This window comes from Paraburkholderia sp. MM5384-R2, from assembly GCF_014201025.1.
GTDB classification, from domain to species: Bacteria; Pseudomonadota; Gammaproteobacteria; order Burkholderiales; family Burkholderiaceae; genus Paraburkholderia; species Paraburkholderia tuberum.
On the sequence record NZ_JACHDI010000004.1, the window covers coordinates 61,882 to 74,299 of the forward strand.

The 12,418-nt window shown below is 62.2% G+C and carries 13 protein-coding genes; 5 read left to right on the forward strand and 8 right to left on the reverse strand.

All coding sequences use genetic code 11. The annotated features are described in order from the left end of the window. Positions 1–72: 72 nt before the first annotated feature. From HDG37_RS08620 to HDG37_RS08635, 4 genes are read right to left on the reverse strand one after another with little or no spacing between them, the layout of a single operon-like run. A complete protein-coding gene (locus HDG37_RS08620) occupies positions 73–1,056 on the reverse strand; it encodes a fumarylacetoacetate hydrolase family protein (RefSeq protein WP_184046105.1) in 984 nt (327 codons plus the stop codon). Then, entirely contained in the window at positions 1,053–1,832 is a 780-nt protein-coding gene (locus HDG37_RS08625; RefSeq protein WP_184046107.1) for an ABC transporter substrate-binding protein, read from the reverse strand. The genes HDG37_RS08620 and HDG37_RS08625 overlap by 4 nt, the downstream gene beginning before the upstream one ends. Beyond that, entirely contained in the window at positions 1,811–4,225 is a 2,415-nt protein-coding gene (locus HDG37_RS08630) for an RND family transporter (protein WP_184046109.1), read from the reverse strand. Before HDG37_RS08630 ends, HDG37_RS08625 begins: the two co-directional genes overlap by 22 nt. After that, positions 4,222–5,289, reverse strand: coding sequence for a YCF48-related protein (locus tag HDG37_RS08635; protein WP_184046111.1), 1,068 nt, complete (start codon positions 5,287–5,289; stop codon positions 4,222–4,224). Before HDG37_RS08635 ends, HDG37_RS08630 begins: the two co-directional genes overlap by 4 nt. Positions 5,290–5,457: 168 nt before the next feature. Here HDG37_RS08635 and HDG37_RS08640 point away from each other — a divergent pair, with 168 nt between their 5' ends. The 4 genes from HDG37_RS08640 (at position 5,458) to HDG37_RS08655 (ending at position 8,276) form a co-directional block, all read left to right on the forward strand. Further along, positions 5,458–6,093, forward strand: a complete 636-nt coding sequence (locus HDG37_RS08640; protein WP_184046113.1) for a TetR/AcrR family transcriptional regulator — start codon at positions 5,458–5,460, stop codon at positions 6,091–6,093. 33 nt (positions 6,094–6,126) lie between these two features. Further along, positions 6,127–6,567 (forward strand): azurin, encoded by a 441-nt coding sequence (gene azu / locus HDG37_RS08645; RefSeq protein WP_184046115.1) that lies wholly within the window; start codon positions 6,127–6,129, stop codon positions 6,565–6,567. A gap of 213 nt (positions 6,568–6,780) precedes the next feature. Next, on the forward strand, positions 6,781–7,788 hold the full coding sequence (locus HDG37_RS08650) for a fumarylacetoacetate hydrolase family protein (RefSeq protein WP_184046117.1): 1,008 nt from the start codon (positions 6,781–6,783) through the stop codon (positions 7,786–7,788). A gap of 14 nt (positions 7,789–7,802) precedes the next feature. Then, positions 7,803–8,276 (forward strand): PaaI family thioesterase, encoded by a 474-nt coding sequence (locus HDG37_RS08655; RefSeq protein WP_311541203.1) that lies wholly within the window; start codon positions 7,803–7,805, stop codon positions 8,274–8,276. Here HDG37_RS08655 and HDG37_RS08660 read toward each other — a convergent pair. Then, complete coding sequence (locus HDG37_RS08660) at positions 8,218–8,841, reverse strand: TetR/AcrR family transcriptional regulator (RefSeq protein ID WP_184046121.1); 624 nt, start codon at positions 8,839–8,841, stop codon at positions 8,218–8,220. The genes HDG37_RS08655 and HDG37_RS08660 overlap by 59 nt on opposite strands. A 182-nt stretch (positions 8,842–9,023) precedes the next feature. Here HDG37_RS08660 and HDG37_RS08665 point away from each other — a divergent pair, with 182 nt between their 5' ends. Continuing rightward, positions 9,024–10,196 carry an MFS transporter gene (locus HDG37_RS08665; RefSeq protein WP_260332807.1) on the forward strand — a complete coding sequence of 391 codons (1,173 nt, stop codon included), beginning with the start codon at positions 9,024–9,026 and terminating at the stop codon, positions 10,194–10,196. 321 nt (positions 10,197–10,517) lie between these two features. On the opposite strand, the gene HDG37_RS08670 is transcribed toward HDG37_RS08665, so the two are convergent. From HDG37_RS08670 to HDG37_RS08680, 3 genes are read right to left on the reverse strand one after another with little or no spacing between them, the layout of a single operon-like run. After that, positions 10,518–10,880 (reverse strand): Rieske 2Fe-2S domain-containing protein, encoded by a 363-nt coding sequence (locus HDG37_RS08670; RefSeq protein ID WP_311541204.1) that lies wholly within the window; start codon positions 10,878–10,880, stop codon positions 10,518–10,520. 7 nt (positions 10,881–10,887) lie between these two features. Further along, positions 10,888–11,823 carry a VOC family protein gene (locus tag HDG37_RS08675; RefSeq protein ID WP_184046123.1) on the reverse strand — a complete coding sequence of 312 codons (936 nt, stop codon included), beginning with the start codon at positions 11,821–11,823 and terminating at the stop codon, positions 10,888–10,890. Between the two features lie 22 nt (positions 11,824–11,845). After that, positions 11,846–12,403 carry a cupin domain-containing protein gene (locus HDG37_RS08680; RefSeq protein WP_184046125.1) on the reverse strand — a complete coding sequence of 186 codons (558 nt, stop codon included), beginning with the start codon at positions 12,401–12,403 and terminating at the stop codon, positions 11,846–11,848. Between the last annotated feature and the right edge of the window lie 15 nt (positions 12,404–12,418).

Here is a 12,418-nt window from a genome sequence, read left to right on the forward strand (position 1 = left end):
GCCGTTCAGTGAGCGCAAGGGGTCTATAAGATGGGTTTTTGCATTTCGGTGCGGTTGATCGTTTCGCCCGCACTAAACGCAAACCTGTCGTTGCCGACCGAGACCTTCGATCTCGGCTTCGATCACGTCCCCCGCCCGCAGGTAGCGGTTGTAGTGCGTGCCATTGCCAGCGGGCGAACCGGTGCAGACGATGTCACCTGGCAGCAGACGCGAATAGCGCGAGATGTATTCGATCTGGCGTTCGATGCCGAACAGCATGTCGGCCGTGGACTCGTCCTGCATGACCTGGCCGGACACGGACAGGCGCATTTTCAGGCGATGCGGGTCGGCTACAAAGGCTTTCGGTACGAGGTAGGGGCCCAGCGGCAGGAAACCGGGCTGGCCCTTCGAGCGCAGCCAATCGGTGCCGAGCATCTTGTAGTCGGTGCGTGGTATCAGGTCGCGCGCCGAGATGTCGTTGACGATGCAATAGCCTGCCACATGGTCCAGCGCCAGTTCGCGCTGAATCTGGTAGCCGCCGCGGCCAATGACGACGGCCAGTTCCAGCTCCCAGTCAGGTTGGGTGGTCGTGTTTGGCAGCACCAGCGGGTCATACGCGCCGGACACCGTGGAAACCGGTTTGGTGAACGCATAGGGTTCACCCGTGGCGGCGCGTTCGTCCATCATGTTCTCGGCCCAGCGGCGCAGACCGGCTTCGTCCAGTCCCGGCGGACCGACCCTGGCGTCGACCGTCATGTCGACCACATGCTTGCGGTAGTTGGCACCGGTACAGAAAATCTGTCGTGGCAGATCGACGGCAGGGTGCACGCGCAGCGCGTCCAGTGGGTACCAATGTTCCGTCTTGCCGTCGATGGCAAGAGCGAGCCGGTCGAGCGCGGCGCAGTTGGTTTCCCAGGCGTCCAACAAGGTCAGTACCGAGCCGGCGCTGGCGAGCGCCGGTGCGTCGTGAAACCCAGCCAGTTTTGCCACGTCGGCCACGTGGTCGTCCACGACCAGACCCACGAACTTGCGGCCGTCGTGTGCATGCGAAAAGGTACCCAATCCATACGGTTTCATTGATCGTTTCCCAGGAAGGTTGCAAGCAGCGAGGTATCGACCACGTCTGAATAAGCGTCCTCGCCGCCTGGCAGCCCCAGCAGGCGACGGTGTTCAATCAGCAGGGCAACGCCCTCGTCGGTCGGTCGTAGTGAATCCGGATCTTGTATTTGCAGACGCGCCTGCTCGAGTTCGCACAGCCATGCACCGATGCGCTCACGCGCGGGGCTGGCCGTGCGCATGACGATGCCTTGGCCTGGAAAGGCCGGGTAGGCTTGCGGCACGCTGGCGATCTGCACCAACCCGGCTTTGGCGGCTTGCGTCGCGAAGGGCTGTCCCAGCAGCGTGGCATCGCCGCGGCCCTCCAACAGGGCCTCATATCGTTCTGTCACGCCGCCAGCGGCGGTAAAACGGCAGCCGTCTTCATCGACGCCGGCTTCGCGCAACATGGCTCGTAGCGCGATGACAAAACCATTGTCCACTGCGTCGACGAGCAGGTTGGTTCCGCGCAGGTCAGCCATGCTCTTGCGGTCGCGCGCAGCGATCAGCGCAAGGGGCGTGGTCCGCTCGACTTGCGCCACCACGCGAAAATCCTTGGGGCCCGAGCGTCGATTCCAGCCGATGACGTTGTCCATCGCCGTCACGACAGCATCGACTTCGCCCGCGACCAATGCCTCGAACTGTGCATCGGAAGAAGGATTGCGGCTGGGCTGGATCACCGTTGCCCCTGGCGCTTGCCCGGCCAGCACAGCCAGGGGCAGCGGCACGAACCACATTACGTTGATGCGATTCGACATGCGTTTTTTCCTTTTCGGTACGGCGCGCCGCGCGCCGGTTTCAGCAGAAAGTGCGCCAGTGCCGGCAGCAGGATCAGCGCGCCGAGCATGTTCCACAGGAACATGAAGGCCAGCAGCAGACCCATGTCGGCCTGGAACTTGATCGGGCTGGCGACCCAGGTGACCACGCCGATGGCCAGTGTGACGCCTGTGAGCATCACGACTTTGCCGGTGAAAAGCAGCGCGCGGTAGTAGGCTTCCGACAGGCTCCTGCCCTCGCGCAGCTGGGCCAGCGTTACCGACAGAATGTAGAGCGCGTAGTCGATGCCGATGCCCACGCCCAGAGCGATTACAGGCAACGTGGCAACCTTCACACCCATGCCAAGAGCCACCATCAGCGCCTCGGCAAGCACGGAAGTCAGCATCAACGGCAGCACCGCGACCACCACCGCGCGCCACGAACGGAAAGTGATGAAGGACAGCACCACTACGGCACCGTACACGAGGTACAGCATCTTGCGCCAGGCATCCTTGACCGCGATGTTGGTCGCCGCCTCGATGCCTGCGGTGCCGGCGGCCAGCAGGAACTGCACATCCTTGGTGTTGTTCTCGTTGGCGAAGGCCTGAACGTGCTCGACCACGCGGTTCAGCGTGTCGGCCTTGTGATCGTGAAGGTAGACGTACAGAGTGAGGAGGCCGCAGCTATCGTTGTAGAGACCGCGCGGCGCGCCGGCCGTGACGGTGTTGAGCATGTCCTGGTTGGGCAGGAACTCGTACCACTTTGGATTGCCTTCGGTCAGGCCGACCAGCATGCGGCGGTTCAGGAGCGCAAGGGAACTAGTGTCCTCCACGCCGTCAAGCTGGCGCAGTTGCCATTCCAGCGCGTCGATCTTGTTGAGTGTGTCGTACCTGGCGCACGCGCCTTCCGGCGTCTTGACCATGACCGCCAGCACGTCGCTGGAGGCACCGTAGTTCCGGTTCATGAAGCTCACATCGCGGTTGTAGCGACTGTCTGCGCGCAGCTCGGGCGCTCCCGGGTCGAGGTCGCCGATCTTGAGACGGGCGCCAACGGCCAGGCCCGCGATGCTCATGACCACCGCCGTCGTGACCGCGATGGAAGCCCACTTGCGCTGGGTGAAGCGGTCCAGGAAGGCCCATACGGCATGCTTGTCCGCGCCGGCGGCGTCGGCGGTTTCGGCACGCAGGCTGCGGGTGGCGGCCTTCGCGCTGACGCCGGTGTAGGACAGCATGATGGGCAGCAGGATCAGGTTCGTGAAGATCAGCGCGGCCACGCCGAGCGAAGCGGCGATGGCCAGTTCGCGGATGACCTGAATGTCGATCACCAGCAGCACGGCGAAGCCCACGGCGTCGGCCAGTAGCGCAGTCAGGCCCGCGAGGAACAGGCGGCGGAAGGTGAAGCGGGCCGCCACCAGTTTGTCCATGCCGCGCCCGACGTCCTGCATGATGCCGTTCATCTTTTGCGCACCGTGGCTCATGCCGATGGCGAACACAAGAAACGGTACGAGAATGGAATACGGGTCGAGCGTGTAGCCGAGTGTCGGCAGCAAGCCGAGCTGCCAAACAACGGCGACCAGCGAAGCCGCTACGACCAGCAGGGTCGAGCGGATGCAGCGTGTGTACCAGAAGACCATGGTTGCCGCGATCGCTACCGCCAATGCGAAGAACATCAACACCGCGTGCACGCCGTCGATGAGGTCGCCCACCAGCTTGGCGAAGCCGGTGATGTGTACCTTCAGGCCCTGCTGCTCGTATTTCGCGCGCAAGGTGTCGAGTTTTTCGGAGAAGGCGGCGTAGCTCAGCGGCTGGCCGTCGGGCGTGCGGGCGAGTAGTGGCACGAAGATGACCGTGGAGCGCGAATCGAGGGAAACGGTCTGGCCGATCTCGCCCGAGCGGGCGATGTTGGCCTCGAGCGTCACCAGGTTTTTCTCCGTGCCGGTGTAGCCATCGGGTATCACGGGGCCGCCTTCGAGGCCGTCCTCGGTCACGCCGACCCAGCGGGTCGAAGGCGTCCACAGCGACTTCATCTTCATCCGGTCGACGCCGGGCAGCAGGAAGATCTCGTCGGAAAGACCGCGTAGCGCGCGCAGGTAGTTGGCGTCGTAGATGGTGCCCTTGGGGTTCTCCACGGCGATGCGTACCGCGTTGCCTAAGCCGGAGAGTTCGTTCTGGTAGCGCAGATAGTTCTGGATATAGGGGTGATGGGATGGGATGGTCTTTTCGAAGCTGGCGTTCAGGTGCAGCCTGGTCGCCTGCCAGCCCAGTAGCGCGGTGACGATCGCGCACAGTACAACGACGATGAGACGGTGGTTGAACAGCGCTCGTTCGATCAGCGAGCCGGAGCGCGGATCGAAGCTGCTGGCTGTGTTCATGTCGATGGCGGGAGCGGACTTCATTTCTGGCCTCCGTTGGGGGCGGAGAGAATGCCGCGCACGCTGAGCGTGAGCAGCGAACCGTCGCTTTCGGGGAAAACGCCGGTCAGGGACGGCAGCGGGGTTCGGTTCAGCGCAACGAGAGCGCCTTCGCTTTCACTGAGCACCCTGCCCGCCTGGTCCACCAGCACCAGTGATCCGTCGGCGCGCAGTGCAGAGCCCGTGATGGACGCGGCATCCGGCGACGTGATTTGCTTCCAGCTCGCGCCAGCATCGAGCGAACGCAGCATATTGCCGCGCAGTCCGGCCACCACGATTTCATCGTCGGAGGGAAGCTCGGCGGTGAAGAAGCTGCCACTGTAAGGAAGCTTGATTGCCGCGAAGCTCTGGCCGCCGTCTTTCGACAGCCTCACCAGTCCCTGTTCGCCGCATACGAGAATGCGTTCGCCGTGGCGCCGGATCGCGTACAGGTGCAAGCCGCGAGGGTTGTCCAGGCGGTCCGCCCAGGAGAGCCAGGTTTGCCCGCCGTCCGTGGTCGAGTAGGCCATGCCATACGCACCGACGACAATCACGCGCCTTGCGTCCAGCACGAGCAGGTCCAGCAGCGGTTTGTCAGGGCCATCGGCCACCAGGCGCTCGGCGTCTCGCAGCGCTGCAGCGTTGCCATTGGCCTCGGCAGAGGCAACGGAAATCCGCGCGGCCTGACGCCCGTCGAGCACGCGTCTCCAGGTTTCGCCACCGTCGGCGGTGGCGAGCACGGTACCGCTGTGACCGACCGCATAGCCATGTTTTTCATCGGCGAAATGAACTGCAGTCAGCGTCACGCTGACGGGCACCGATACCTGACGCCATGTAGCGGCATCGTCGTCCGATATCACTACGATGCCGCGTTCGCCCACTGCAACCAGACGCTTGCCCGCCCGCGCGAGGCCGAGTACTACCGATTGCGCTGCCCGCTGCGAGATGACAGCAGGGCGATCCAGTGCGTGGCCGACAGGCGCGGCGGACCACGCCGCGCCCACGCCAAATGCACCGATGCAGGCGGCAAGCAGTGCTCGCGCGTGCCACCGGGCTGGGTAATAAAACATAACGTTGTCTCCTGCGGAGGGATCTTTCTTATATCAAATTCGATACGAACCGTATTAGAATATAGACGAACCATACACGCGTCAAACGCATGATGTTGTTCCTCGGGTATGCACGGATATGACTAACGAGGGTTTGGCGAATTCCATCCGCCGCTATGGAGAAAAGCATTGACTGCGAGCAACACCGTCCCCAGTACGAGTTCAGTTCGGAACAAGCGTTCGCCGGGACGCACGCGCAGCGAGGCCGCACGTGTCGCTATTCTGAACGCTACCTTGAACCTGCTCGAAACGCTGTCGCCGCAGCAGATCACCGTCGAGGCGATCGCCAGGGAAGCAGGGGTTGGCAAGGCGACCATCTATCGCTGGTGGCCCTCCAAGGCGGCCGTGGTGATCGACGCCTTCGTGCAGAACCACATCGTGCAGACGCCCATGCCGAAAGGCGGCAGTTGCCGCGAGGCTATCGCCGTGCATCTGCGTCGCATGGTGCAACAGTATGACGGGCGAGGCGGCCGGTTGGTCGCTCAGATACTGGCCGAAGGGCAGTCCGATCCTGAGGTTCTTCGGGTATTCCGCGAGCGTTTCTTCTATGGCCGTCGCGCCATGGTCCGCGAAGTCATCGAGGAAGGGCGTCGTAACGGCGAATTCCGCACGGATATGGACTCCGAGTTTCTGATGGACATCGTGTACTCGCCTGTTTATTTCCGGCTCCTCATGGGGCATCTACCGCTGAGCCGAAAATTCGCTGATGAACTCGCCGAAAGCGCAATGATCGTGTTGAGCCCGCCCGGGCAGGCAGATCGCTGATTTTTCCAATATATCTACAAGAAGGAGTCTTCCATGCGCAAGCATTTGATCGTCGCCGGGCTGGCGGTCGCAGCAGGACCGACCTGGGCAGGCTGCGGCCAGGTCGTCAAGGCTAACGACGCCATGCAATTCGACGCGAAGGAAATCACGGTCGACAAGGCATGCAAGCGGTTCACCGTCACACTTGAGCACACAGGAAAACTGCCTCGGACCGCCATGGGTCACAATTGGGTGCTGACGAGGGATGCCGATTTCGAGCGCATAGCGACGGCCGGCATGTCTGCTGGCGCGGCCAAGGATTACGTGCCGGACGACGCCGCTGTAGTTGCTCATACCAAAGTGATCGGGGGAGGTGAGTCCGCCACCGTTTCCTTCGATGCAACCAGGTTGGCCGCGGGCCAGGGCTACACATTTTTCTGCTCGTTTCCCGGCCATTGGACCATGATGAAGGGCGCGCTCAAGCTCGGCTCATAAGTCGTCGACCGCCAATCGTAAAAGTCACCGGTATCGTTCATTAAATGAATTGACAGCCGACGCCGTTGTGCGTAGCTTGTTACGAAACGATACGTATAGATTCACAGAGTTGAGCAGAGACCGACGTGCAATCCTGAGCGTGCGCGCGAATTTCAAAGTGATGCAACAACCTGCGCGCCACGCTCGACCTATCTCATCAAACAAGGAGACGTGATGAAGTTCGGACGCATTTCCCGAGAAAGCCCTGATGGCATGATCGCCCGCCTGGTGGTCGTTGAACCCGAGAAGGGACGCGTGATTGATCTGGCTCGCGCCGGCGTGCTGCACGCGATGGGTAAGCGCCACGCGACGCAGGCCGCCGCGATGCGCCTGGCCCAGGCGCAGTTCCCAGGCAGCATGGCCCAGGCGCTGGGTGCCAGCGACATCCTGGTCGAGACTGCCACCGAAGTGATTCAGGGAAGCTATGGCGATGATGCCTCGCTCGATATCAAGGACGTCACCTGGCTGGCGGCTTCCGATCCTCCGGTGCTGCGTGATGGTCTGACTTTCGTCGATCACATCAAGGGCTGGCACGAGCGCATGGATCGCGAAGTACCGGACAGCATGTTGCGTATCCCCGGCTTCACGAAGAACTCGCCCAGCACGGTGATCGGGCACAACTCGATCGTGCCGTGGCCTGGCTACATCAAGAACAAGATGGATTACGAACTGGAACTGGGCTACGTAATCGGTCGCGAGGGCGGCAGCGTCCGTCCAGAAGATGCGATGAAATACGTCTTTGGCATCACCTTATACAACGACTTCAGCGGTCGCGAGCTGCAGCACGACGAACTGCCGATCGGTATGGGCAGCACCAAGAGCAAGGACTTCGCGCATGCGATCGGTCCGTGGATCACCACGCTGGACGAATTCCAGGATCTGGACGCCATTTCGATGGAGGTCCGCGTCAATGGCGAAACCTGGAGCACGGGCAATAGCGGCGGCAAGCTGTGGACGGTGGCCGAATTGGTCGCCTATGTCTCGCTGGGCGAGAAGATCTTGCCGGGCGACTTGATCGGTTCTGGCACGATGGGCCGAGGCTCGGCGCTGGAGTTGGGTCGCGAGCTGAAGCCGGGCGATGTTGTCGAACTGGAAGCTGGTGGCGTCGGCGTGCTGCGTACCACCATGGGACAGCCGATCGGAGGATTGTGGTGGCCCGAGCGCCGCAAGCCCTTCATGTAATGCAAGAGGCCCACGTGAGCGAACTGATAGACAATCCGACGCGGGCGCATGTCGCGGCGGCGGTGGTCGCCGGCCGCCGCGACATTCTGCTCGACACCAACCCCGCCTCGGCCAGCTTGGGCGCGGTATTGCGCGAAGGCAAGCCGGGTGAACTGCGCTTGGGCTTTGTCGCGCCACCCGAGAGCACGCAGGGCAACGGCGTGGTCAGTGGCGGCACGCTGGCCAGCATGCTGGACCTGGCCATGGCCATGGCCATGCTGTCGATGCTGCCGCCGGGTCGCGTTTGCGCCACGATCAACCTGTCCGTCAACATGCTGGCGGCAGCCAGAGTCGGGCCGCTGGTGGCCACAGCCAATGTTGAGCGCGTGGGGCGCACGATAGGCTTTGCCCGCGCTTCGTTGTTCGACGCCAGCGGCGAACGGCTGCTGGCTAGCGCGACTTCGGCTTTGTCTGTGTTTGACGAGCGACCGGCGCCATCAGCCGCATGACGTTGTCGCAGTGAGCGTTGGCGAACTCCTGAGTCAGTGGGGAATGCGCCGTGAGCAACTGGAAATAGACGGGCGCAAAGAGCTGGTCCAGTTGGAACTCGGCCGGAATGTCGTCGCGGAACTCGCCTAGCCGGCGTGCTTCGTTGACGAGTTCCAAGGCCATGGCGCGTCTCCCGTACCAGAAGCGCTCACGGAATTCGCGCAGCACGTCAGGGTCGCTCTGCCCTTCGGCGATGATCTGCGACACGATGCGGCCTTCCCGGCCCGCGTATTCCTTGATCAGCAATTGCAAGATCTGGGTCAGGGCCTCGCGGGGTTTCATGCCCCTGGGGGCCGCGACGTGGCTGACATGGTTGATCAGAAAGGCTTCGATCACCACCGCCGCCTTGGTAGACCACCAGCGATAGATGGTGGCTTTTCCGACACCCGCCTCGCGCGCGATGGCCTCAATCGAGACGTCCTGCAGCGGCTGCGTTTCCAGCAGTTTGAGCGTGGCGTTAAGAATCGCCAGGCGTGAGGCGGTGCTACGTGTGCGCCCTGGAGAGCGTTGTGCTGCTGTCGTCACAGGTCCCCTCGATGATTGATGAATATCCCGCGCTATTTTACAGATGCACGTGGTTATCCGGTTATTCCGCTGAATATGCGCTGCGTCGCGAGCCAATATGGATTCTCACTGTTATATGAAACGAATCGTATAGTATCTAAACTGAAGTACCACAAAACGAACGCATTAATAATATGGAGACAATGATGAACAGACCTGTGGACAGCTCAAAAAGCTGGATCTCTCTCGTGTTGTGCCACTGCTCGGGGTTGATCGACCTCGTTGCGATGCCGGTGTGGATCGGTATTGTGCTGATCGGCATGTATGGGTTGAGCCCGCAAAGCGCGGGCACCCTGGTTTCGTGCTTCCTCGGTGCAGCGGTAATCAGTAGTGCGATAGTTTCTCCGCGCGTCAACCGTATACGCGGCGCGCTGGCGGTGCCACTGGGTTATGGCGTCGCGGCCGCAGCGTTCATCGCTATGGCCACGACTCGCGACTACGGCACGATGATCGCACTGCATTTCGTCGGCGGCCTGGGTGTCGGCGTAGGGCTGTCGATGGCGCACGCCACCATGGGCGCCAGTTCCAACCCGCACCGCCTGATCGCCGTCGCGTTCCTGGGCCTGACCCTGGTGTCGTTGGGATTCCTGGGAGGTGTGTCCAAGCTGGTGGTCGCGTACGGCGGCCCGGCGCTGTTTCTGGCCTTAGGTAGCATGATGCTGGTGACCGCATTGTTCGCGCTCATCGGTTTCCCGTCTCGACGGCCCGGCATCTCGAACCCCGATGCGTCGGTTCACCATGACAGGTTGCCGCGGGTGGTCTGGCTCGCGATGATCGGGACCGGCTTCGCGCTGCTGAATCATTCGATGATGTTCGGTTTCGTCGAACGTGTCGGCGACTCCCATGGGTTCAGCCGCGCGCAGCTTATGAACACGATGCTTGCGATCGGTCTCGTTAATCTTTCCCCCGGCATTCTCGCCACCTGTTTCGAGAAAAAGATTTCCCCCAAGGTCGTGATCGTTTTCGGCCCGGCGCTACATGCCGTGCTGTGCCTGATGCTGACACAAACGACGGTCTATGGCGTCTATACAGTGGGAGCCTGCCTGTTCCCGGTGGTGATGACCTTCACGCACACCTTCATCTTCGCGTACCTGGCGCGCCTGGACCCCTCTGGCCGTGCGGTTGGCGCCACTCCGGTGATGCTGATGACCGGATCGGCCATCGGCCCCTTCCTGGGCGGTGCGGTAGCGCAGCGCTTTGGCTACGAAAGTCTGGGCTGGATAGTCGTCGCGCTCGCGGTGGTCAGCGTTGGCTTCTTCGTGGCCACAGTGCGTGGTGAACTGCGCGGGACCAGCGGCCAGCCGAGGATCGCTTGACGGTGAAATTCTGATAGTCGCCAGTCCCGGCGGTACGTCGATCGATGCGCCGTACAGCCGGGTGCGCGAGCGAACGATTCCGCCATTCCCCCTGAAGGCCCGGCCAACCGCACATCCACCACATGATCGCGCCGTTGTGATCAGCGGCGCGAACGGAAAGCACTTCCGGTTCTGTATCGTCGCCCCACTGGAACGCTGAGCACCAGCACGTGGATGATAGTTGGCTTGATCGGGGTGGTGTAGCTATGCACGATATGGATGCTGAAGATGAGTGCCTACCGAATCGGTAGACACCAAAGCATCACGAATTGATTGCTGGCATCAAAAAAGGGCGCTGACGTAACGGCCTTCTTCGATGCGCAGCGGTACGGCCCTCAGCGCTTGACCCTGACAGGGACCCAGTACGCACAAGCCCTCTTCGAGCGTAAAGCGCGCGCCATGGCCGTGGCAGACGATGTGCTCGGCGTTGCTATCCAGGTAGGCATGTTTGCGCCAGGGCATCGACGCTTCCGGCCAATGCGGACAGGAATTGCGGTACGCCCGCAGCAGTTCGCCGCAGCGGACGATGAAGAGGTCGTCGGTGCCACGACCCTGGAGATCAAAACCACGCGCCCCCAACTGGGGCAGCTCGTTCAATTCGCAGAGCCGGATCCAGGCGGGGGCGTCGGAGGTAGACATTTGCATTCAGCACTCAGGGTTGACCATCGGGGCCGTTTGGCGCCCAGGTTTCGCGCCAGTTGAACAGGAAGATCTGCGAACGATCCGCTTTGGCATCCTCCACGCGCGGCACCCAGTTGTCGTCATGCAGATCCATGTCGGCGTCATACTCGATGTGGCAGCCAAACGGGGAATTGAAGTACCAGAACCAGTTGCTGCCCATCACATGCCGGCCAGGTCCCCAGTACGATTCATACCCCTTGCGCTGCATGTTCTGGCCGGCCAGCAGCACCTCGGTGGGACCGCCCATATGAAAGGTGAAGTGCTCGCAGCCCAGCATGTGAGGCGGTGTCTGAATGAGGAACATCGTGTGGTGGTCGACGCAGCCGGCCGGGCGCAGGAACGGACCCATGCCGACGAAACGGTCGGACAAGCGGAACCCGAGGCGCTTGATGTAGAAGGATTCGGCCTTGTCAGTGTCGGGCACGAAATACACGACGTGCGACAGGGTGCGAGGCTTCGGCAGTGGCGCGTTGACGCTGCTGTCGACGCCGTTGACATTGAAGCCGCGTTGCGGGGCGCCGGGGGCGTTGATCTGTTCGACCGGCAGGTCCAGTTTGCGCCGCACCGTGACCTGGAAACCCAGCATGAAGCCCATGTCGTCGATGGACTCTATCGAGCCGTCCGTCAGGGACTTCACTTCGCGGTCCCTCGCCAGTTCGTTGGCGATGGCGTCGAGCGTGGCTTTGTCGGCCACGCCGTAGACCGTCTTGCGCAACTGGTTGGAGGTCGATTGGGTCCACCTGGGCAGGCTGGGGTCGTCGGTGTGACGGATGATGACCCCGGTGCCATCGAGCGCCGTGAAGAGGCCGTTGCCCTGATCTTCGAGGCCGTAGTCGGTCAGAAACTGCGAACTGGCCGCGAGGTCGTCAACCGCGAACACCAGGTAGTCGGGTCCGATGATATTCATTGTGTGTCCTTAATGGGGTGGTTCACAGCGGCTCGCCGGGCACCAGGTCCAGCAGCACGAAAGCCATGCGGCACGGCTTATCGGAGCGGTTGGACCAACTGTGGTTGGTGGCGCGCTGAACGAGGATGTCGCCCTGGCGCATCAGTACCTCGCCTTCGTCCATCATCGCGTAGACCTCGCCTTCCAGCACGATGGCGTAGTCGAGCGAGTCGGTCTTGTGAAACCAGAAATGACGCGGCTTGTTGCTGTCGCGCACCCCGGATTCGTCGAGGAACTTCAGCAGCTCCTCCTGGTTGTAGAACGAGTCCGGAGCGAAGTCGGCGACGCGCAGGAGCGAGCCGCGTGGCGAGTGAAACGGGAACCTGTGTCCTTTAGGCGCCGGCTCGTCGCCGGGCGCACGCGCTTCGCCGGTGGCCCACAGCACGTGCGCCGCGGGGCGGCCCGGTTCCCAGAACGCGTTCGGCGCGTCGCCATCGGACTGGATGTAGGAGCGGCCCTGAGCGTTCGTGCCGGTGACGATGCGGCGCACCGGGCGGTATTCGAGCTGGCGCAGCACTTCTTTCTTATCTTGTGTTTGCATGGTGATACTCAGGTT

Bases quoted from the DNA above. Each gene is read 5' to 3' on its own strand.
- HDG37_RS08620 (WP_184046105.1), bottom strand. From the start codon at position 1,056: ATGAAACCGTATGGATTGGGTACCTTTTCGCATGCACACGACGGCCGC.
- HDG37_RS08625 (WP_184046107.1), bottom strand. From the start codon at position 1,832: ATGTCGAATCGCATCAACGTAATGTGGTTCGTGCCGCTGCCCCTGGCT.
- HDG37_RS08630 (WP_184046109.1), bottom strand. From the start codon at position 4,225: ATGAAGTCCGCTCCCGCCATCGACATGAACACAGCCAGCAGCTTCGAT.
- HDG37_RS08635 (WP_184046111.1), bottom strand. From the start codon at position 5,289: ATGTTTTATTACCCAGCCCGGTGGCACGCGCGAGCACTGCTTGCCGCC.
- azu (WP_184046115.1), top strand. From the start codon at position 6,127: ATGCGCAAGCATTTGATCGTCGCCGGGCTGGCGGTCGCAGCAGGACCG.
- HDG37_RS08650 (WP_184046117.1), top strand. From the start codon at position 6,781: ATGAAGTTCGGACGCATTTCCCGAGAAAGCCCTGATGGCATGATCGCC.
- HDG37_RS08665 (WP_260332807.1), top strand. From the start codon at position 9,024: ATGATGAACAGACCTGTGGACAGCTCAAAAAGCTGGATCTCTCTCGTG.
- HDG37_RS08670 (WP_311541204.1), bottom strand. From the start codon at position 10,880: ATGCAAATGTCTACCTCCGACGCCCCCGCCTGGATCCGGCTCTGCGAA.
- HDG37_RS08675 (WP_184046123.1), bottom strand. From the start codon at position 11,823: ATGAATATCATCGGACCCGACTACCTGGTGTTCGCGGTTGACGACCTC.
- HDG37_RS08680 (WP_184046125.1), bottom strand. From the start codon at position 12,403: ATGCAAACACAAGATAAGAAAGAAGTGCTGCGCCAGCTCGAATACCGC.